At 52.7% G+C, this 21,811-nt stretch carries 16 protein-coding genes; 7 read left to right on the forward strand and 9 right to left on the reverse strand.

Going from position 1 to position 21,811, the window contains the following annotated elements:
• Positions 1 to 45: 45 nt before the first annotated feature.
• Complete coding sequence (locus BOC67_RS09890) at positions 46 to 2,646, reverse strand: family 20 glycosylhydrolase (RefSeq protein WP_291909893.1); 2,601 nt, start codon at positions 2,644 to 2,646, stop codon at positions 46 to 48.
• A gap of 369 nt (positions 2,647 to 3,015) precedes the next feature.
• Here BOC67_RS09890 and BOC67_RS09895 point away from each other — a divergent pair, with 369 nt between their 5' ends.
• Positions 3,016 to 4,599, forward strand: a complete 1,584-nt coding sequence (locus BOC67_RS09895) for an FMN-binding glutamate synthase family protein (protein WP_291909896.1) — start codon at positions 3,016 to 3,018, stop codon at positions 4,597 to 4,599.
• 140 nt (positions 4,600 to 4,739) lie between these two features.
• On the opposite strand, the gene BOC67_RS09900 is transcribed toward BOC67_RS09895, so the two are convergent.
• The 6 genes from BOC67_RS09900 to BOC67_RS09925 form a co-directional block, all read right to left on the reverse strand.
• A complete protein-coding gene (locus tag BOC67_RS09900) occupies positions 4,740 to 5,513 on the reverse strand; it encodes an amidohydrolase family protein (RefSeq protein WP_291909897.1) in 774 nt (257 codons plus the stop codon).
• Between the two features lie 140 nt (positions 5,514 to 5,653).
• Positions 5,654 to 6,376 carry a 6-phosphogluconolactonase gene (gene pgl, locus BOC67_RS09905; RefSeq protein ID WP_291909899.1) on the reverse strand — a complete coding sequence of 241 codons (723 nt, stop codon included), beginning with the start codon at positions 6,374 to 6,376 and terminating at the stop codon, positions 5,654 to 5,656.
• A 95-nt stretch (positions 6,377 to 6,471) separates the two neighbouring features.
• Complete coding sequence (zwf, locus tag BOC67_RS09910; protein WP_291909901.1) at positions 6,472 to 7,977, reverse strand: glucose-6-phosphate dehydrogenase; 1,506 nt, start codon at positions 7,975 to 7,977, stop codon at positions 6,472 to 6,474.
• A 19-nt stretch (positions 7,978 to 7,996) separates the two neighbouring features.
• Complete coding sequence (gndA, locus tag BOC67_RS09915; RefSeq protein WP_291909904.1) at positions 7,997 to 9,418, reverse strand: NADP-dependent phosphogluconate dehydrogenase; 1,422 nt, start codon at positions 9,416 to 9,418, stop codon at positions 7,997 to 7,999.
• 401 nt (positions 9,419 to 9,819) lie between these two features.
• Positions 9,820 to 12,399, reverse strand: coding sequence for a phosphoenolpyruvate carboxylase (locus BOC67_RS09920; RefSeq protein ID WP_291909905.1), 2,580 nt, complete (start codon positions 12,397 to 12,399; stop codon positions 9,820 to 9,822).
• A 299-nt stretch (positions 12,400 to 12,698) separates the two neighbouring features.
• Entirely contained in the window at positions 12,699 to 13,535 is an 837-nt protein-coding gene (locus BOC67_RS09925; protein ID WP_291909906.1) for an energy transducer TonB, read from the reverse strand.
• Positions 13,536 to 13,931: 396 nt separating this feature from the next.
• Between BOC67_RS09925 and BOC67_RS09930 the strand changes: the two genes are divergently transcribed.
• The gene (locus tag BOC67_RS09930) at positions 13,932 to 14,123 is read left to right on the forward strand and encodes a hypothetical protein (protein ID WP_291909907.1); all 192 of its coding nucleotides are present in this window, start codon (positions 13,932 to 13,934) and stop codon (positions 14,121 to 14,123) included.
• 417 nt (positions 14,124 to 14,540) lie between these two features.
• On the forward strand, positions 14,541 to 15,380 hold the full coding sequence (locus BOC67_RS09935) for a YitT family protein (RefSeq protein ID WP_291909908.1): 840 nt from the start codon (positions 14,541 to 14,543) through the stop codon (positions 15,378 to 15,380).
• 151 nt (positions 15,381 to 15,531) lie between these two features.
• Here BOC67_RS09935 and BOC67_RS09940 read toward each other — a convergent pair whose 3' ends face one another.
• The gene (locus tag BOC67_RS09940; RefSeq protein ID WP_291909909.1) at positions 15,532 to 16,596 is read right to left on the reverse strand and encodes a cellulase family glycosylhydrolase; all 1,065 of its coding nucleotides are present in this window, start codon (positions 16,594 to 16,596) and stop codon (positions 15,532 to 15,534) included.
• 155 nt (positions 16,597 to 16,751) lie between these two features.
• On the opposite strand from BOC67_RS09940, the gene BOC67_RS09945 reads away from it, so the two are divergent.
• The 3 genes from BOC67_RS09945 to BOC67_RS09955 all read left to right on the forward strand — a co-directional run bounded on the left by BOC67_RS09945 (position 16,752) and on the right by BOC67_RS09955 (position 19,672).
• Complete coding sequence (locus BOC67_RS09945; protein WP_291909910.1) at positions 16,752 to 17,873, forward strand: DUF5009 domain-containing protein; 1,122 nt, start codon at positions 16,752 to 16,754, stop codon at positions 17,871 to 17,873.
• Between the two features lie 37 nt (positions 17,874 to 17,910).
• Positions 17,911 to 18,696 (forward strand): SDR family oxidoreductase, encoded by a 786-nt coding sequence (locus tag BOC67_RS09950; protein WP_291909911.1) that lies wholly within the window; start codon positions 17,911 to 17,913, stop codon positions 18,694 to 18,696.
• A gap of 388 nt (positions 18,697 to 19,084) precedes the next feature.
• Positions 19,085 to 19,672, forward strand: coding sequence for an LUD domain-containing protein (locus tag BOC67_RS09955; RefSeq protein WP_291909913.1), 588 nt, complete (start codon positions 19,085 to 19,087; stop codon positions 19,670 to 19,672).
• A gap of 41 nt (positions 19,673 to 19,713) precedes the next feature.
• Here the strand turns inward: BOC67_RS09955 and BOC67_RS09960 are convergent, their stop codons facing one another.
• A complete protein-coding gene (locus tag BOC67_RS09960; protein WP_291909914.1) occupies positions 19,714 to 20,328 on the reverse strand; it encodes a hypothetical protein in 615 nt (204 codons plus the stop codon).
• Between the two features lie 206 nt (positions 20,329 to 20,534).
• Here BOC67_RS09960 and BOC67_RS09965 point away from each other — a divergent pair, with 206 nt between their 5' ends.
• The gene (locus BOC67_RS09965) at positions 20,535 to 21,773 is read left to right on the forward strand and encodes a glycoside hydrolase family 88 protein (RefSeq protein ID WP_291909916.1); all 1,239 of its coding nucleotides are present in this window, start codon (positions 20,535 to 20,537) and stop codon (positions 21,771 to 21,773) included.
• Positions 21,774 to 21,811: the final 38 nt, after the last annotated feature.

Raw genomic sequence — 21,811 nt, forward strand, 5'->3', positions numbered from 1 at the left:
GCGTAAAGCAGTATCCCCGCCGGCGGGGCGGGGATACCTATGCTGTTAGTTGCGGTTGTTTCTCAATTGTTCCTGCGGTTGCGGCACTTTTACCGTTGTGGTGCGACTACTCCGCCCACGCGTATCAAACACCCGCACCTTCACGGTTTTGCCGCCTGCCCTGAAAGGCGCGGTGTACACCGGACTTTTCTGCGTAGGCTCTTCACCGTTAGTCGTATAGCGGATCACCATTCCCGGGAACTGGCTGTTCACGCTTACCTCGTCCTCATTGAGCTGTACGCCGGCGGTAGGAATGCGGTAGTTATAACCGCCGTTCAGTTTATCCAGGCGGGGCAGCTCCCGCTTGCCTACCACGTTGGTAAACACGCTCCATGCCTGGTTGTAGAGCTGTTCAGCTTTCGCGGAATCCTTTTCCGTAGCCCATGCAGGGTCCTGCGCCCAGGCCCTTTCCGCCAGGCCCAGCATTTTAGGATAGATCATGTACTCCATCCGGTCGGAGTTGCTCACCGTTTCGCTCCAGAGCAGGCCCTGGATACCGCGGATGTTCGACTGGCCGAAGCCCGTCAGGCGATCCTTACCCACAAAGGTGGCCGCGGTTACCGGGTCGCCTTTTCCATCCACTTTGGAATTCTTGTAATAGTCGAACGGTATGAAGTAGAACGGCTTGTCGATATCCACAAATCCGCCCCAGTAGAATCCCGGTTCATCGAAGGATTTCATATATGCCATGTCGAAGTAGAAGTTGCTCACACCGGAGAGGATGACCTTGTAACCCGCGTTGGCAAGGCGGTACGAGAGGTCCTCCTGGCCGCCGCCGATCACGTTGTTCCATACATTCAGCTGGAAGTTATCGTTGGCGAAGTCCGGGTTGGGAATGCTGGCGGATTTACCGTCGATGGTGGTTTTGCGCATACCTGCTTCCTCCCAGCCGGCCACTTCCAGGTTTTTCGCCTGCAGCAGCTGATGCACCTTGCGGTAGTAATAATACCAGAGGTCATCCACGCTTGTGATAGTTTTATCCTGCTGCATGAGCGCCTGGCATGCGGGCGACTGCTCGAATACGCCGTGCGGCACCTCGTCCCCACCCATGTGGATGGCCGTGAGCGGCGCGCCGGCTTCCTTGTACATCGCCTGGATTTCAGTCACTACTTTATCCAGGAATTTATAGGTAGACGGCAGGGCCACGTTCATCACGTTGTCGTTCCAGTACTGTACGGAATGGTAGTTGGATTTGTCCTTCAGATCGGTCAGCAGGTACGCTTCCGCTTCCTGCTGGCGGCCCTGCGCGGCGAGGCGCTCGTAGCGCACTTCCATGGATTTAACGGCGGCGCGGGCGTGACCCGGACTTTCAATTTCCGGCAAAATTCGTATATGCCTTTCCGTTGCATACTTCAGGAGGTCGATGAATTCAGCCCGGCTAAAGTAGCCGCTGCCGGCAGGATTGGTAGAATCAGGGCCGGAGCCGTAGGAAGGCGGCAGCATGGACTTAAAGTCGGCCGTATGCCCGCGGCGCGCCCCTACTTCCGTCAGTTCAGGCAGGCCCGGGATTTCCAGCCGCCAGCCTTCATCGTCGCTGAAGTGGAAGTGCAGCACATTGAGCTTGTAGAGGGCCATCACATCGATGAGGCGTTGCAGGTCCTTTTTGTTGTGGAAGTTGCGGGCAACGTCGATCATGAAGGCGCGGTACTTAAACCGTGGGTAATCGCTCACCTGCACGGCCGGAATGCTGATGGATTTCGGCATACCGGCCCATGCGGCAGGTGATATCAGGGCTTTCAGGGACTGAATACCGTAAAACGCCCCTTCGTTACCGGAGGCGGTGATGGTAACGCCCTGGGGCGTTACATCCAGTTTATAGGCGTCAGCAGCCAGGGATTCGTCCACTTTAAAGTTGATCGCCACCTTTCCCACAGCACGTTTGCCGAGCAATGCCATCAGTTCATTATGGAGGAATCGGGCGCTTGCGGCCAGCGGGTCATCCGCTTTGATGACCGGGAATGCGTCCAGCACGAGGTTCCCGCCGGTGGCCTGGTAAGATACCGGCGTAGGGAAAACCAGCGGCAGCTGGGATAAAGGAATATCTTTTATTACAGCGTTCTGTTTGAATATCTGCCCAGGCGTTACCACGGCGCTTTTATCCCCCGGGTAGCGCATCAGTTGCCGCGCCGTGGTGGATGGGCGGATCGTGTAATCCTTTACGGGATAGCCTTTGTTGGGCTGCCCTGCCCAAACGACGTAGATGCCGGTAGGGCCGTCGGTAAAGTTGACCGCCCAGGCGTCGCTGGCAAAATTGACCTTGATGGAATCGCCGGGGGCAATGCCTTTGAAGTCAGGCGTCGGGGAAAGCCGGTACAAATCGCCGTTCACATGTTCGAGTTTCACGCCGGGCAACTGCTGCCCCGGTTTGATCATGCGAACAAAATTGAAATACAGCTGCCAGTCTTTTGAGGGAAACGGATTACTGCCGTTGTTGATAAAAGTAAATGAAGAAAGGAACTGCATTTTACCCTGGTAGTTATTTTCCACTACTTCCCAGGAGGATTTTAAACGCGATAGATCGTAAGGTGTTTGCTGGGCCTGTACATGCATTGTGGCGGCCATCACCATGGGTACTGCAACCAGTGTATTTAAATGCTTAAACATCATTAATTGGATGAATTATGTAAGATCTGAAAATGGTATGTTCTACTACACAGACGGGCCCTTTCGGGGATTATGTATAATGGCATATCGATCCTGGTTGATGGCGCCGCTGGCGGAATTGCCGTGGCGCGTTGTAATATAGTCACTAAAATGCAAATATGCAAACGTTGCAAAAAATGAATTTGCAATTTTTGCAATCGGTTTTATTTTTTTATGGGGGGAGAAAAGATTTACGTGCGCGATGCAGCTGGTTCCGTTTACCATCACCTGCCTGCGACGCCGGCTGCCGGATATTGAAAGGGCTGCGATACTGCGGTAAGTTTTCAGGAACACGCGGAAAAAAAACTTAAATTCAATGAAATAATCTGTCCTATGGCTAAGAGATTTATCATTTTTTCTGCGGTGAGCCTGATAGCGGTAGTCGTGCTGGGATACTTTTTTTCCCGGGTGTGGTGGTTGTTGCTCCTCCTGTTACCGATCGTCATCATGGGAATTTTAGACATGATGCAAACGAAGCATGCCATTATCCGCAACTTCCCGGTACTGGGCCGGATGCGGTACTGGATGGAGGCCATGCGCCCGAAGGTGCACCAGTATTTTGTAGAGAGCGATATTGACGGACGGCCTATTAACCGCATCGACCGGTCGACGGTCTACCAGCGCGCGAAGCGGGAGCTGGACTCGCAGCCATTCGGAACGCAGTTCAACGTATATGCGGAAGGGTATGAATGGATGGCCCATTCCATACAGCCGCAGGACTTTGAGAAAATGGACAAGGACCCGCGGGTGCTGATCGGCGGGAAGGACTGCCTGCAGCCTTATTCCGCCAGCATCCTGAACGTGAGCGCCATGAGCTACGGCTCCCTCAGCGCCAATGCCGTGGAAGCGCTGAACGGCGGCGCAAAGATCGGCAACTTCGCCCACAACACGGGGGAAGGCGGCATCAGCGAGCATCACCTGAAGCAGGGCGGGGATATCATCTGGCAGATAGGCACCGGCTACTTTGGCTGCCGGGATGAGCAGGGCAACTTTTCACCGGAATTGTTCGCGGAAAAATCCGCCCTGCCCCAGATAAAAATGATAGAGCTGAAAATATCCCAGGGAGCCAAACCAGGCCATGGCGGTATATTACCGGCGTCCAAGAATACGCCTGAAATTGCCGCTATCCGGCACGTGAAACCCGGCACCACGGTGTTCTCCCCGCCTTATCATACGGCGTTTAACAGTCCGCGGGAAATGATGCTTTTCATCGGGAAAATGCGGGAGCTGAGCAAGGGCAAGCCCGTAGGTTTTAAACTCTGTATAGGCCAGCCAAATGAATTCTATGCGATCTGCAAGGCGATGATCGCCACCAATATTTATCCTGATTTTATTACCGTAGATGGCGGGGAAGGCGGCACCGGCGCTGCGCCGCCGGAGTTCTCCAACTCGGTGGGCATGCCGATGATGGATGGCCTCGCGTTTGTACATGACACGCTAACGGGCTTCGATATACGAAAAGACATCAGGGTGATTGTTTCGGGGAAGGTGATGACGGGCTACCACATCCTCCGGGCGCTGGCCCTGGGCGCGGATGCCTGCAACAGCGCCCGTGCCATGATGATGGCGCTCGGCTGCATACAGGCCCTGCTCTGCAATACCAACACCTGCCCTACCGGCGTGGCCACGCAGGATAAATGGCTCATGGAAGGATTGGTAGTAAGCGATAAAAAGCAACGGGTGGCCAACTACCACCGGGATACCATCGAGAGCGCCATGGAGCTGGCGGCGGCCGCAGGCCTGCCGGACCCGCACCAGGTAACGCGCCGGCATATTTACCGCAGGGTGTTTATGAACCAGGTAAGAACGTTTGAAGATATTTACCCCAGCACTGCGCCGGGCGCATTTGTAAACGGCAGCGCCAGCGAGGCGTTGCGCCGGCAAATAGAGGAAATCAGTATTGACAGATGGGGATGATATAGCTACAGCGTTTGATGGAACGGCCCGGCCTTTGGAGGCATGGGGGCCCTGGCATATGGCCGGGAGCAGTGTTGGCCCGGACGGAGAGATAAAGCGCTGCGGCATTTTATCTCTCCCCACAAAAAAAGAAACGTTGGTTAACCGGCAACGGGCGTACCGGCGGGCTTGTACAAACGCAACGCGTTATCCCGGCAGACGCGGGTGAGCATATCCGCAGAAAAGCTGCGGAGGATCAACTGCAGGTCGCTCATGGAAAATGGCCGCGGCGCCCGGGTAGACGGCAGGTCCGTTCCGAAAATCAGCCCCGCAGGATTGATCGCCGCAATCTGTTTCATGGCGGGAACCACATCAAAATCGCAGCGGCTGAACCCCGTCGCTTTCACAATCGCGCCTTTATCAACGAGTTGCAGCAGGTATTTGAACCCGGCTTTGGAGAGCCCGAGGTGGTCGATCACTACTTTCGGCAATTTCTTCAGCGTGGTGGAAATACTCGGCAGCTGGCGGGAATCGATATAGAGTTCCACATGCCATTTCACGAGGTCGTACACCCGCAACGCCAGGTTTTCCAGGTAGCGGATACTTTCGGAACCGCCCCGTTGTACGTTGAACCGCACGGCCCTGACGCCGGCGTCGTTCAGTTTTACAATTTCCTCATCAGTGGCAGTGGCAGGGATCTGCGTTACGCCCACGAACGAAGGGCCCAGCTGTTCCAGCGCTTCCAGTAGGTAGGTTTGATCAAAGCCCTGGAAAGAGCCTGACACAACGGCCCCGCCAACAATATCCAGGTCGGCAGTGCGCTGCTGGTAATCGGCAACGGTAAATGCGGACGGCAGAAATCCTTGATTCGGCTGTAGGGGATGCTGACGGTCAATTATATGCAAATGTGCATCGAAGACGGGTTTTTCAAACATAAATCTCATCGCTTAGTGTCTATGTAAGCTACTGAAATTTGGTGAAACGGGGAAGCAGTATTTGGTGAAGGAAATGTGAAGGATTTGTTAGGATTTTAGTTCCGGAACCGGTGATGATGCCCGGTTCCGGAAGTAAGTTGCTATTCCATCGCGCTGGCTGCCGCTTCGTCTACAAACCAATGCAGTTCGCCGTTTTCAGGGCGGATCAGCTGGGAAGGATATTTTTCCGCATCGAAAGTGCCCTGCAGCACATTCTTCAGCGTGATTGCCTTTCCTGCGCCGGTGGCCATAAACAGCACGGCGGCCGCTTTGTTTACCACCGGTGCGGTGAGGGTAATGCGGTACATATCCTGTGCCGGCAGGAAGAAGGCATCCGTCCAGGCTTTCTTTTCGTGCACCACTTTAGTGCCGGGGAAGAGGGACAGGGTATGCCCGTCGTCGCCCATGCCGAGCAGCACGAGGTCGAAGGTGGTACTTTCCTTCCCGAAATATTTATGCAGGATGGCCGCGTATTCCTCTGCGGACTTTGCGGGATCGATATCGGTACGCATCACGTGGATATTATCCGGGTTTACCGGCACTTTATCCAGCAGTACTTCGTAGGCCATACGGGCGTTGTTGCGCTCATCTTCAAACGGTACGGCTCTTTCATCGCCCCAGAAGAAGTGGATGCGCTCCCAGGGGATCATCTGGCTGTACGGCTCTTTGGCGAGCAGTGCAAACAGCGCCTTCGGCGTGCTGCCGCCGGAGAGTACGAGGGTAAAGCGTTCCTGTTGCTGCAATACTTCGAGGATGTAGTTGCTGATCCAGGCGGCTACATTTTCGCTCAGCTGTGCAGGATCTTTGGCAATATGGAGTTCCATGTGAGGTGGATTTTCTTTATTAAACAAGATGACCCGGAAGAAAATTTATGCGGGGATAAAAATTCTTCCGAGTCAGGTAATTTTTAAAGCTGGAATTATTTGGATGGGAGGTTGATCCAGGCGTGGCCATCGCGGGCAACCAGTACATCTGCTTCATCCGGCCCCCATGAATCCGGGGCATAGTTCGGGAAGTCCTGCGGAATGCGGTTTTCCCAGGTTTCCAGGATGGGCATGATCACTTTCCAGGCGGCATCCACCTGGTCGCCACGCATAAACAGGGTAGCATCGCCTTCCATTACGTCGAGCAGCAGGGTTTCGTATGCTTCCGGCGCGTGTTCGCCGTTTGCTGCGTCGTAATTGAAGGTCATATCTACCGGGTCCAGCGTCATGGTCTGGCCGGGGCGTTTGGCCTGGAAGCGGATACGGATATCCATTTCCGGCTGGATGCTGATGGTCAGCCTGTTCGGACGCCAGGTTTGCGCAGCTTCCGCCGGGAAGGAGTAATGCGGCGCTTCCTTGAACTGGATCACGATATTGGTCGCTTTCTGGTGCATGTATTTGCCGGTACGTACGTAGAAAGGTACGCCCTGCCAGCGCCAGTTGTCGATATAGAATTTCACCGCTGCGTAGGTATCGGTATTGGATTTAGGGTCCACGCCTTTTTCTTCGCGGTAGCCTACTACCTGCTGGCCTTTCATCCAGCCGGAGGAGTATTGGCCGCGTACGGCATATTCGTGTACTTTATCCGGGGAGATGCGGCGGATCGCGTTGAGTACGTCCACTTTCTTGTTACGGATTTCGTTGGCGTCGAAGGAAACCGGGGCTTCCATCCCTACCATGCAGAGGATCTGCAGGATGTGGTTCTGCACCATATCGCGGAGGGCGCCGGAGCGTTCGTAGTAACCGCCGCGGCCTTCCAGGCCCACGCTTTCGGCGGCGGTGATCTGGATAAAGTCGATGAAGTTGCGGTTCCACACCGGTTCGAACAGGGCATTCGCGAAGCGGAATGCGAGGATGTTCTGCACGGTTTCTTTACCGAGGTAGTGGTCTATACGGTAGATCTGCTCTTCCGTGAATTTGGAAGCCAGCAGTTCATTGAGCTCGTGCGCGCTTTGGAGGTCGTGCCCGAAAGGCTTTTCCACCACGATGCGGGTGCAATGCTTATCGGAGCAGAGGTTCAGGTTACCCAGGTGGGTAGCGATGTTTGGCACCAGCTGCGGCGCTACTGCCAGGTAGAAGATCACGTTTGGATGCACGCCCCATTCAGCTTCTTTCGCCTTCACGTATTCGGTGATGCTGTCATAAGCCACGGGATCTTCGGCATCCATCTGCAGGTAATTCACATGCTCACTGAACTCTTTCCAGTGGCCATTTTGCTCGCCTTTACGGCGGCTAAATTTGCTGATACCTTCCAGCAGGTGTTTACGATAGTCTTCGTCGCTGTAAGGACTGCGGCCAAGCCCTGCGATGGAGAATTGTTCCGGCATATAATCGTCCAGGAACAGGTTATATAACGCAGGGGTAAGTTTCCGGTAGTTTAAATCGCCGCTGCCACCGAAGATAAAGAGGATGCTGGCAGGTGGGCGTTTATGGATCTGCATATGTTTAAATCTAGTGATATTAATGATGATGCTCCCACTCGGTGTGGAAAGTGCCGGCGATATCTGTACGCTGATAGGTATGCGCCCCGAAGTAGTCGCGCTGCGCCTGAATCAGGTTGGTAGCCATTCTTCCGGTGCGGAAAGCATCGAAGTAGGACAGTGCGGACATAAAGCCGGCGGCCGGGATACCTGCGTGGGCGGCATGCGCCACTACGCTGCGGGTATTGGCGATAACAGATGATACCAGAGAGGCAACACCTTTATCGAGCAGAATGTTTGGCAGTTCGGTATTTTGCTGGTAGGCCTGTGTGAATACTTCCAGGAGGGAGGAACGGATGATGCATCCGCCGCGCCATACCTTCACTACTTCCGGCAGCGGGATTTCCATCTGCAGGTCGCGGGAGGCTTCGTTGAGCATGGCCAGGCCCTGCGCGTAGCTGAGGATGGTAGCGAAATACAGGGCGTCGTGCACCTGTTGGATCCACTGTTCGGTATTCAGGTGGATGGTGGCATCGGGCGCGGCATAAAGCTGCTCGGCGGCGAGGCGCTGATCCTTGTAACCGGAGAGGGTGCGCATGGCTACCGCGGTATCGATCACCGGTACTGCCACTGGCAGTTCCATTGCATCCTGGGAGGTCCATTTACCGGTGCCTTTGGAACCGGCTTTATCGGAAATTACATCCAGCAGGCGTGCGCTGGTTTTATCATCGTTTTGCAGGAAGATATCTGCGGTGATTTCTACGAGGAAGGACTGCAGCGCGCCTTTGTTCCAGCTGTCGAACACTTTGTGCAGCTGGTCGTTATCGAGGCCGGCGCCTTTTTTCAGGAGGAAGTAGGCCTCGCTGATCAGTTGCATAATGGCATATTCGATACCGTTATGTACCATTTTCACATAGTGGCCGGCGCCTTCTTTACCGAGGTAGGCTACGCATGGCGTATCCTGTACTTTGGCTGCAATAGCTTCCAGCATAGGTCTTACCTTGGCGTAGGCTTCCTGGTCGCCGCCCGGCATAATACTAGGGCCGGTACGGGCGCCTTTTTCACCACCGGAAACGCCAATACCCATGAAGTGGATATTTTTTTCGCGGAGGTATTTTACCCTGCGGAGGGTATCGGTATAGTGGGAGTTCCCGCCATCTATTACCACATCGCCCGGCTCCAGTAAAGGCAGCAGGGAAGCGATGACATCATCAACAGGTTGGCCTGCGGGCACCAGCATCATTAACTTGCGTGGGCGCTCCAGCAGTTGAACCATAGCTGCCAGGTCAGCTACACCTTTAACGGTGGTACCCGGGGTAGCGGCGGATTCCAGTGCGCCTGTCTTGGTGGCGTCTTTATCAAAGCCGATAACGGAAAAGCCATGATCTGCCATGTTGAGCAACAGGTTGCGACCCATTACTCCCAGACCGATCATTCCAAAATCATATAAGCTGTTTGCCATAATGAAGAATAGTTACTATAAATGGAGGTGTAAAAGTAGTTAGTTTTTCGCGCAGGGCGCAATTTTTTTAATCCCCGGCCCGGGGCCTGGCGCCGGGGCTGCGAGGGCGGCATTCGTGCCGGCCGCCTGCCGCCGGTGGCTGAAGTGTACAATAGAAAGGAGTTTGCCGATAATAGCGCCATTATAAAAATACCGGGGCACCGTTTAAAACCTGGAACCTGGTAATCAGCCTGTTATTGAAATTTTTACAATTTTAAAACAGTGTTCACCCTGGCTGCCGTGGTACCGATATAAAAAGGCTATTATCAACAAACTCCTCTTCTAAACAAACAACTACACTAAACTTGCATGTTTATGGTGATAGTTCTTCCACATAATTGGGACGGTGTATGTTTTCCGCATCAGGCGCTGTTGCGGCCGGCATTGATAATACCGAAGCTGCAACGCATCACCAGTTTTTCCCATACTTCCTTGCCATGGCCGTTGCCCGGCTGTGCGTCCAGCTCGCGGATGCGCAGCAGCGCGTATTGCTGGGCGGTGAGCAGGGGCAGTACGATTCTTTCGCGCATCTGGATAGACAGGTGATCGATCGGGCTGCCGGCCATCAGTTCCGACTCGCCGTTGAGGCGGAGCAGGTACTTTTTCGTCAGTTCGTATTCGTTATAGATCATATTCCATACTTCCCCGTACTGCGGATGTTTGGCCAGGTAGGCGGTGAGCGGGAAATAGCTCTTCTTCATGGCCATCTCGCAGTTGTCGAGCAGGGTGCGGAAAAACAGGGAATGTTTGTATAAGTGTTCCACCGCTTCCCATTTGCCTTGCTGGTCGAGCTGCTGCAAAGCGCTGCCCACGCCGTAGTAGCCGGGCACGTTTTGTTTGAGCTGGCTCCAGGCGCCTACGTAAGGCACGGCGCGCAGGTCGTTCAGATTGAGCTTGGCGGAGGCGTTGCGTTTGCTCGGGCGACTGCCGATATTGGCTTCCGCGTAGTACCGGAGCGGACTGGCGTGGTCCAGGTACTCGAGGAAGAAAGGATGGTTTTTTAATTTATTGTAGGCGTCGTAGCCTGCATCCGCGAGGGATTGCAGCAGTTGTTCCTCGTCTTTGGAGAGGGTTACCTCCCTGGAGGAGAATAGTTCGTTGGCAATGCCGGCATGTACCAGTTGTTCCATATTGAACTGGGCGGCGTCAATGGTTCCGAAGTTGGAGCTGATGGTTTGGCCCTGTATGGTTTGCTGGATTTCTTTGTTGGCAATATTGCGGCCCATGCTGGCGTAGAACTGGTGGGTTTTTCCGCCGCCGCGTGCGGGAGGGCCTCCGCGGCCGTCGAAGAACACGACGTTGATGCCATATTCCTTGGAGATGGCGGAGAGTTCTTCTTTTGCTTTGTAGATGCTCCAGTTGGCCATGAGGTAGCCGCCGTCTTTGGTGCCGTCGGAGAAGCCGAGCATGATGGTTTGTTTGCAACCTCTCCGCTGCAGGTGCTGGCGGTAGTCGGCATTTTCGTACAGGCTTTTCATGACCTGGCCGGCGTGGCGAAGGTCGTCGATGGTTTCGAAGAGCGGTACGATATCTACGGTAATTTCTTCTTTTTTCCAGCCGCTGAGCAGGAACAGGCCATATACTTCTATGACGTTGAGTACACTGGTGCTGTGGCTGATGATATAGCGGTTGCACCCTTCTTCCCCGTTGGACTGCTGTATTTGTTTAATGGCGGCGATGGTGTCGATGGTGTCTTTATGCAGCGGTTTTTCCAGCAGGGCGGTATCTACCGGCTGGCTCACATTGAGCAGGGCGGCGATTTTGCCTTCATCGCCGAGGCTGGCGTAATTATCCGGCAGCGCGGGGGATACGGCAGCGATGGTATCGAGCAGGGCTTCGTGTACGGAGCTGTCCTGCCGGATATCGAGGGAGGCGAAGAAGAGGCCGAATATCTGCACTTTGCTGGCGAGGTTATCTACCAGGTGTACAAACAGGCCGTTATGTTCTTCAATAATTGTTTTTCGTATATCCGCGAGGGTTTCGAGGATCTCTTTCTGGGAGATGTCGAACACGTGCCCGGGTTGGAAGAGGTTACGGGAGAGTTTCGCTTCCAGCGCGGCCACTACGTTTTCCACGCGTTTGAATGTCAGGCGGCGTTTGAGGTTGCGGACTTCGCGGAAGTAGCATTTAAGGATGCTGTTGCGCAGTGCGGCCGCTACTTCTATGGTGGTGGGCGCGTTTACGAAGGGGTTCCCGTCCCGGTCGCCGCCGGGCCAGAAGCCCATGCGCAGCACGCCGGCATCGTCGCTGATGGCGTCGGGGAACTGGGCTTTCATGAAGGACATGATGCGCCCGCCGGCCTGGTAGAAGATATTTTCCAGGAACCAAACGAGGGAGATGGCCTCGTCGTACGGGGTGGGCTTTTCCTTTTTAAAGAAAGGCGTTTTACCCAGTTGCTGGAGGTACATATTTACCTGGGCGGTATTGTCTTCGATGAGGGCTTTTGCCAGATCGTTGATGATGCCCAGCACTTCGCTCGGATAGAACTGGGTGGGGTGCGCCGTGAGCACGAGCCGCACGGAAAAGTCCTTCAGTTTCTCCTTCAATTTTTCCTGGGCCTGTTCCTGGATGACTTCCGACTGGAGATGCCGGAGGGTGCCAGTGCCCTGCATGTCGCGAATATGTCGGAAAGCGGCATCTTCGAGGGCGTCGAACAATACTACCTGCCTTTCCGCGTACTGCACGAACCTGAACAGCAGGTCGATCTTCTTCTGCTCGTCTGTATAGGTGGTGTATTGATCGAAAAAGGAGTCCATGATTTCCTGTGGACTCATGCCTTTCGCATAGCTCTCTTCGCAATGGAGGAGGAAGAGGGACAGGAAAATGCCTGTCTTTTCCACCCTGTGAAAAGGCAGCGAAGTGAAGAGGCTGTTATAAAGCTGAAACTTTGTCCCAACCAGATTCTTAAACTGTTGCAGCGAATTATTTACCGGAGCTTCCATAACTTTTATCCTTGGTTTGGTTGTATTGCCTAACTAAGCGGCCGTTAAATTAATAATAATTCCGTTTAGTTGTTTATATACCAAACTCATTATTTTTTAATTATTTTCCCACGGATAAACTAATTGTTTGAATTTTATCTAATAAGAATAGGAGATTTAATAAATATATTAGTATTAAAAATGCGAATGCCCCTACACTGCTGTGCAGAGGCATCCGGGGTTAGCAATGCTGATTGATCCGTGTTAACTATTAATAAGTATCAGGCTTCTGGCGGAAGGAAATACTAATGTTGGAATAATTAATAGTCGCGGCTCAATTCAAAGCGGATGGGCAGGGTAAAGTACACGGCTACATTTTGTCCGTTCTGGCGGCCGGGTTTCCACCTGGGCATTTTGCTTATAACGCGCAATGCTTCTTCTTCCAGTCCGCCTCCTTTGCGGGGGCTTGTAATTTCCAGGTCGGTGATGCTGCCGTCTTTTCCTACTACGAACTTTACGAATACGGTACCCATGATGTCATTTTCCTGTGCCTGGCGCGGGTAATTGATGCTTTTACGCAGGTAGTTGTTAAGGGCTGCTTCCCCACCGGGGAATTCGGGCATGATTTCTACAAAGCTCACGGGGCCTTCCTCCCGGTGGGCTACGGGAGGCGTTACGACGCCGGTGCTGCTGCCACTTCCCAGGTCGGCCATAACATCAGCGCCGCCTTCCACGCCTTCTTTGTTTTCGAAGCCGATGACGTTGTTGCGTAATTCTTCCTGTGGCGGCATTTCGTCCGCCTGGTCATCCGGCGCTACGGTAGGTGTAGCGAAATGGCTGGTAGGCGCGGCGGGCGGTGGCGCCTGGGTTACGGGCGGCGGCGGTGGCGGCGGTGGTGTGCGCTCCGTGAGCGGCAGTTCTTCCATTTGCGGTAAAGGCTTGTACACAAAGGGTTTGGCTGCATCTTTATCAGCGGCGAGCGTGATATTGGCGAGGTAGCCGCCTACCAATACCATTACCATTGAAGCCGTTCCTATAACGGCATTGCGTACACGACGATCGTAGTGGCTACGCAATTCATAAGCGCCATAGTCTTTATTCCTGCCTTCAAAGAGGATGTCGAGGAATGCTACGTTGGAGATTTTAGTTGGGTCCATGGTAAATTGCTTTATTACTAGATGACGGGAAAAATATTTTTCCATACGGGTTTTAATAATTTTTTTTGGGGGAGGGAGATGTGGAAGTGGAGAGGCGGCGTAAGCCGGGGGGAAATAATGAAGTCCCGACATGGGGTCGGGACTTGCTGGCACTGGGGTACCTTACCTGAAAGCAGGTGGTTCCTATTGATATGTTAGGCTTTCCGAAAAACGTATATGCGCATACGTTAGTTCATTAATTTATGATGTAACCTTCATAGTCTGACAAACAAAAAAAATCGCAGACGATCAGTTCACGGGGCAGCAGGCGGCAAACCCACCAGTATTGCCGGACGGCGTACCCCGCAGAACCGTGTCTGATATATATAACTTTAAAAGAACAGGATAATATCTTAGATGGCTGATTGTAATGCCGGGGTGGCGCGGGTCGGGTATGTTACTGAAAAATTTACCACCAATAAATTTGCAGCATACCGTCCCCGCAAACCTCACCAGGCATTCTATTTACAGCTTACAGAACGCAAGATCATTACCGGCAGCAACAACTATCACCATAGCGGGCCGGGTTATAATAACGGGAACAGGTAGAAAGTAATATTGAATTTAGCGATGGTTTACGCTCTCCACTCATCAGGTTGTGCTGTTTCATAATTGTGCTTGTTTACACATTTTAAAATACTGGCACTGCACCTTGCTGGTGGATCAAAGGATGCCGGGAGCAATTGCCATACTCCCACTGCGACGGCTGACTTGCTATTAGTCTACCAAATCGGTAGACAAATATACATAGGGAATTAATAATTCCAAACAGATATGCGAAAAAAGTTAAAAATATTTTTTGGGGCGGGCGGCAGTGGCGGTAAGCGGTATGCGCCTCTGCGAAAAAAACTGCAGGCCTGTTGTAAATAATTAAGGACAGGGAGGGAATTATTTCTATTGGACGTAGCATTAACACTACAAGAACAGCACTGCATTAATTGTGTTAAAATCCTATAATTTTGCGGCATGAAAGAACATGTAAAGAACGTATTACTCATCATAGTAGGCGCGTTCATTTTTGCAGCAGGGGTGAATTACCTGATTATCCCGAACCGGCTGTCAGAGGGTGGTGTGATCGGGTTATCGATCGCAACGCATTATTACTTCGGGTGGTCGGCAGGTATTACCAACTTTGCTGCCAATGCCCTGTTGCTGTTTGTAGGCTACAAGGTGCTGGACCGCCGCACGATGCTGTACACGGTGCTGGGCATTATCTTTTGCTCTCTCTGGATTTATGTGACGGAAAATAACCTGCCCCCGGTAACCAATAACACACTGCTGGCGGCCATCTTTGCGGGATTGCTGGTAGGCATAGGCATTGGCCTGGTGTTCCTTTCCGGCGGCACCACCGGCGGATCAGCAATTATAGCGCGGCTGGTGAACAAGGCATTTGGCCTCTCCCTGGGGAATGCCATGCTGATATTTGATGTGATCGTCATCTGCCTTTCCTATTTTATCATTGGCCTGGAACATACGATGTACACCTTTATTGCTGTGTACATCGGCGCGCGCACGGTGGACTTTATCGTGGATGGGCTGAATACCAAAAGGGCGATCACTATCATCTCCCGAAAACCGGCAATTCTGGCGGAGAAGATTACAAACGATATGAAACGGGGTTGTACGGTATTGCATGGCCACGGCGCCTATACGAAAGAAGAGAAGGAAGTGCTGTACGTGGTGATCGGCAAGCAGGAACTGATGCGGTTGAAGGGGCTGGTGCAGGAAACGGACCCGGAGGCGTTCCTGGTTATTCATGAGGTGCATGAGGTGCTGGGGCGCGGGTTTTCCCGCAAAGAGGCGTAAGGGGGCAAAAGAGGCAAAGGATGGTGTTTTATGGGGGTAATAAGTTGTTTATGTCCTTTGCCGCTTGTGCCAGTAAATGAAATTATTTCTTTGGGAGCTTACCATCCTTTGCCGCTTTGCGAGAAACCTTTCCCGCTTTGCGAGAAAAAAATCACTTCGCCCCTGTTAGCTCCTTAATCACCTTCACTTCACTGGAATCATAAGGGCTGCCATCCGGATGGAAGATATCATGGAACCATACGGCCGGCTCTTCCCCATTGGGCTTCGGGTCATTCCATGCATATTTGGTATTGGTTTTACCAGCCACCAGGCCCCAGTTGATGGCCGCAATTTTTTCTTTTTTCAACAGCGGTAAGATATTATCAAACCGGCTATTCCGTGTGCGGGCCATATATTCCGTACAGATCAGCGGCCGGCCAAAGTGGCGCAGCGTGTCGATCGCGGCCTGATGGGCACGTTCATCGTTGTAGTTGTGATAGCTGATGACATCGGAGTTTTCCAGCTGGAACTTATTGAGGTCCGCCAGCTCAGGCAACCATACGCCCGCCGTCAGCGGCTGGGAAGGATTGGCCTGCCTGCCCCAGTGGAATACCTTTTGGAGCAGGGCCATACTTTTGTTGCCATAGCTGCTGTTGCCCGGCTCATTGTACAGGTCCCACATCACAATGCGGTTATCGTTGGCAAATGTCTGCATTACATCCTTTACATAACGTTCGAGGGTATCTGCCAGGCCGGGGTTGGTATGGATCGCGGAACCGGGATCACGCACCCAGCCGGAATTATGAATGCCGGGCTTTGGAGCGGGTTGCGGACCACTGGCCGGATGATCGTTCCAGCAGTCGTCAAAGAACACGAAAATGGTAGAAATCCCGTGTTTTTGGGCAATTTCCAGGTATTTTGCCATGCGGCTTTTAAACCCGGCGGCATCTTCCACCCAGGGTAGATGGTGCAGGTACACGCGCATGGTATTGAACCCGATGCCTTCGGCATAGCCTAATTCACGGTCGATGGTAGCGGAATCGAAGGTGGCTGCCTGCCACATTTCGAGCTGGTTGATGGCCGTACTGGGAATAAAATCCGAACCGCGCATCCAGGGCTTCGCGGCATACCATTCGTTGGCTTTTTCCTTAGGCCACACGGCTCTTTCCCCCTGGCCACAGGCATTTAACAATACAAAACAAACTAATACTACGTGGAATGTGAGTAATTTATACATAAGGTGAACTTTTGACTGCGGGTAGTTATTAAAAATAATCAAATTGAAAATCCGTTGTATATAGAATTTGCTTTTTGTGAGATTGCAGGTTATCTTGTAAGTGGCTCTTATGAACCTTTCTTATCCTTACCATCTTATCAACCAAATTTCGTCAGATGACTCAAACAGCCCAACGATTTCTTCCATTGGATGTATTCCGTGGATTGACAGTTTGTTTTATGATCATTGTGAACACAGGCGGAACCGGCGGCGTATATGCTCCCCTTGAACATGCGGCCTGGCATGGATTTACGCCTACCGACCTGGTTTTCCCTTCCTTCCTGTTTGCCGTGGGCAACGCCATGAGCTTCAGCATGAAGAAGTTCAACACCCTCCCGCAGCCGGCCGTGCTTGGTAAAATATTCAAACGTACTGCCATTATATTTCTGCTGGGCTTCCTCATGTACTGGTTCCCGTTTGTGCAACATACGGATCATGGACTGGCTTTTAAACCGTTTTCGCATACGCGCGTATTTGGGGTGTTGCAACGTATTGCGCTCTGTTACTGCTTTGCCTCCCTGCTGATTTACTATTGTAATAAGAAGGTGGTATGGAGCATCAGCGCTTTGCTGCTGCTGGGTTATTGGGCGGTACTCTGGTTTTGCGGTACGCCCGGCGATCAATACGGTATTCATGGCAATGCCGGATCGGCGCTGGACCACTGGCTCCTGGGGGATGATCACCTTTATCACGGGGAAGGCTTTGCCTTTGATCCGGAGGGGCTGCTCAGCACTTTCCCTGCGATTGTAAATGTGGTGGCTGGTTATTATGCCGGGTTATTTATACAGCGGGAAGGGAAGTCCACCGCCGGGGTGTTGAAGCTGATCATAGCGGGCGCGCTCCTCATCGGCGTGGCCTGTTTGTGGAATCCGCTGTTTCCTATCAACAAAAAGCTCTGGACCAGCAGTTATGTGTTATTAACGGTGGGCATCGACCTGGTGATCCTCTCTGTGTTGATCATGCTCATCGATATTATGGGCATTACCGCGGGGACGGGCTTCTTCACTGTTTTCGGGAAGAATCCATTGTTCCTGTACCTGCTGTCGGAAGTGCTGGCCATCCTGTTTTACTTTTTCAGGGTGGGCAACGTCAACGTGTACACGTGGATTAACGAGCAGATTTTCCAGCAGCTCTCTCCCGGGAAGTTTGGTTCCCTGTTGTTCTCCCTGGCGTTTATGCTGGTATGCTGGCTGGCCGGTTACTGGCTGGACAAAAAACGTATATATGTACGAGTGTAAGCGGATATTGTTACATTAGTGACAAATGCAGGATTCTATGGAACTTTCATTAAAGGGAAAAACAGCTTTAATATGCGGCAGTTCCCAGGGTATAGGCCTGGCGACTGCTATTGAATTGTCGTTACTGGGCGCCAGCTGCATACTGCTTGCCCGTAATGAGGAGCGCCTTGAGGCTGCCGTGTCGCAGCTGCATAGCGGTACCGGCCAGAAGCACCGGTATGAGATTGCCGACTTTTCCGATATCAATGAAGTGATCAGCGTGGCCAGCGACCTGGCGGCCACCACTCCTGTCCACATCCTGGTCAACAATACGGGCGGCCCTGCTGCCGGCCCTATCCTGGACGCGGAAACAAAAGCTTTTGCCAATGCCTTTGAGCAACACCTGCTTTGCAACCAGGTACTGGCGCAGGCGCTGATACCGGGCATGATCGATGCGGGGTATGGCCGCATTATCAACATCATCAGTACTTCTGTGAAGGCGCCGCTGAAAAACCTCGGCGTTTCCAATACTATCCGCTGGGCGGTAGCTTCCTGGGCCAAAACGCTGGCTACGGAGGTAGCGCCGCATGGCATTACGGTCAACAATGTACTGCCGGGGTCTACCGCTACAGGGCGATTAACGGCTTTATTTGAAACTTCCGCCAAACAGCGGAAGGTATCTGCTGAAACGGTGTCGAAGGAATGGCTGAACGAAATCCCTATGAAACGATTCGGAGAACCGAAAGAAGTGGCTGCGCTGGCGGCTTTCCTGGCTTCGCCGGCTGCGTCGTATATTACGGGGACGAGCATTGCGGTTGACGGTGGGAAGACGCCGGTGATGTAATGAAGCGCGGAGCATGGCGAAATGAAGCCGAAAATGTAAAGCCAGGCGGGGCTTTGAAGAAGAGGATGGCCTGTGGATAGCGGGTTTAACTTGCAATGTGTGAATATTGCTGCCTGCGGGCCATGGCATAGTCGTCAGCGCGCGGGAATTGTTATCGAAAGTATTGCCTGCGCGGCCATTGTTTTCTACCTAAACCTAAAAAATTACCGGGGGTCAGCGCCGCAGGCACTGGCCTTTCCTGTTTTTAACCCTTAATTATGGCGGTTTCAACAAATTACCCATTGAGGTGTTAATCAAGACAGACCATACAATGAGCCCGCATGAAAGGCGGAAGCAGCCATGGCGTCAACACCGCAACAATAACTGTACACTCATAAAACCTACTACGATGACTTTCCATCCACGTGAACAAATCCTCGATGCTGCCCACCATCATTTACCGGCCGAAAAAGTGGAGTACCCGGCTGTTCCTGTTTTTCAAAAGACTATTACCGTTATGCTGCCGGCGTTTGAGGCGCGACTGAAAGATGCCGGCGCCAGCGTGTACAAACCTGCCGACCTGGCGGCGGCCCAGGCGCTGCTGGCAGCGCAGCACCCTGATGCAAAGGTTATCTGCAGCGCCAGTCCGGACCTGAAAGGTAACCGGGATATTCAACAGGTGGCGAATCCGCATGAGCTGGCGGATGTAGATGTAGGCGTGATACGCGCCGGCTTTGGCGTGGCTGAAAATGGCATGGTATGGCTCTCCCAGGAGGACCTGGTCGTGAATGCGCTGGGCTTTTTGGCCCAACACCTGGTGATTTTATTGAAGCCTACGGAACTGGTAGCCGATATGTATGATGCCTATATGCGGGTACACCTGGAAGATACGGCGTACGGCTGCTTCATGATGGGGCCTTCCGCCACCGCTGATATAGGGGCAGTACTGGTACATGGCGCACAGGGCGCCAGGAGTATGAGCGTGTACCTGGTGTAATGGAAATTACGGCCTTACGCTTCCGCGTGCAATAAGGTACCTCAGCAAGGCAGGTTATAAGAGATACTGCTCAGCAACCCATCGCGAAAATGAAGCAGGATTCCGACTTCGCCTGCGGGCGAATCCCTGAGCAGGATTACATCGGATTTCCCTTCATTTTCCGCCTGCTGTACGGCCATGGGAAAGAGCTTTCTGGCATCTTCCCAGGTCATGCGGCTATGAAGGGTGATGTTACCGCTCGTCAAGCGGGTTTGCGGCTGAAATTGAAACTGGTCGCACACTACGGAATCCCTGCCTATTTCAAACAACGATCCGGCGGCATAAGCGTACTGAAAGTCTTCATCCAGCTGGCCGCAAACGGCGTCATAATCCGGTGTAAACAGGCTGTCCGCCTGGCCCCAGGCCTTCTGAAACTGCGTGCGGGTCGCGTAAAGGGGGAGCTTATTATTCACCTTCGCATTGGCGAAATCAAATACTTCCACTTCATTCCAGGCAACATCCCGGTGAGGCGCCAATTCGGTGGCGACGGGCATTGCATCCAGGTTTAACTCGCCTGCCGGTGCGGCCACTGCTACCGGCGCGATATCGTCATGAAGCTGGTTATCCTGGCAGGCCATGGCGGCCGTTAATGCCAGCAGGCAAAATACTCTATTCATAGTTTCCCGGTTTTACGGATATAAGGGTTGGTGTCAAGCGTCGCGAAATTATAAACTTCCGCTGGTTTTCATAGGCTTCCATGCTTCCACCGGTTTTCACATTCCCCAAATTAAGCATAAAACTATTGAAAAATGAGAATTTTATGCAATCGTTTGCATAAATGAAAAACTGGGGTTATTTTCGGTAAATAATCCACGGAATCGTTATGAAAAAACTAGCATTCATCTGCCTGGGCATGAGTATGGGTAGCCTTGCCATGGCGCAGGACAGCGACATTGCGATTGTGCGCAAGGTGGCCGACCACCTGATTTCCCATGCCGGCTTTAAATTTATTGGCGACAACAACCAGACTTATACTTCCAGCAAGGATATTCCTGCGGGGGTGAAGGTGAAGGTGTCGGATCCGACCAGCAACTGGCATTATCCCAACGGGGTGACCAACATTGCGATGATGGACCTGGCAGCTTACACCAGGGACAGTAAGTATAGCGATTATGCCAGGCGGCACCTGGACTTTGCCTTTGACAACTGCAAGCCTTTTGAGTTACTACAGCAACAGAATAAGAAATATCCGTCCTTCCCTTTCAACCAGCTGATCAATTTCAGGGTGCTGGATGACTGCGGCGCGATGGGGGCCAGCGTGCTGGATGTGTACCAGCAGGTAAAGCGCCCGGAGTACAAGACGTATATTGACAATGCGGCCAATCATATATTCAATAAGCAGGAACGTTTGCCGGACGGCACCTTCTGCCGGCCAAATCCTTACCAGTGGACCATCTGGGGCGACGATCTGTACATGAGCGTGCCGTTTCTGGCGCGTATGGGCAAGCTTACCGGCGAAAGGAAATATTATGACGATGCGGTAAAGCAGGTGCTGCAGTTTTCCAAATACCTCTGGGATGAAAAGGCAGGCTTGTACGCCCATTACTATTACGAGGATTTGAAACGCCAGGGGGTGGCGCACTGGGGCCGTGCCAACGGCTGGATCATGATGGCGAAAGTACAGCTGCTGAACTTCCTGCCGAAAGACCATCCGGGAAGAGAGGCTGTGCTGGCGGACCTGACCAGGCAGATACTGGGTGTGGCGCCTTATCAGTCCGCCTCCGGTATATTCCACCAGGTGCTGGACAGAACGGATTCCTACACTGAAACCTCGGCTACCGCCATGTTTGCCTATTGCATTGCGCGCGCGGTGAACGAGGGCTGGCTGGACAAGCGCTATATTACCATTGCCGAAAGGGCCTGGGAAGGGATTGTGAAGGAGAAGATTACGGAAGAAGGATTATTGAAAGATGTATGTATTGGCACCAACACCTCGGCAGATATTACGTTTTATTACAACCGGCCGACGGAGCTGAATGATTTCCATGGCATCGGGCCTGTAATTGAAGCGGGCATTGAAGTAGCGAGGTATCATGCGGCCAATCCACCCAAGAAGAAGTGATCGTGATTATAGTATGAAACAATCGAAGAGGGGCGCCT

Origin of the sequence: Chitinophaga sp. CB10, from assembly GCA_001870995.2 — a bacterium.
GTDB lineage: Bacteria > Bacteroidota > Bacteroidia > Chitinophagales > Chitinophagaceae > Chitinophaga.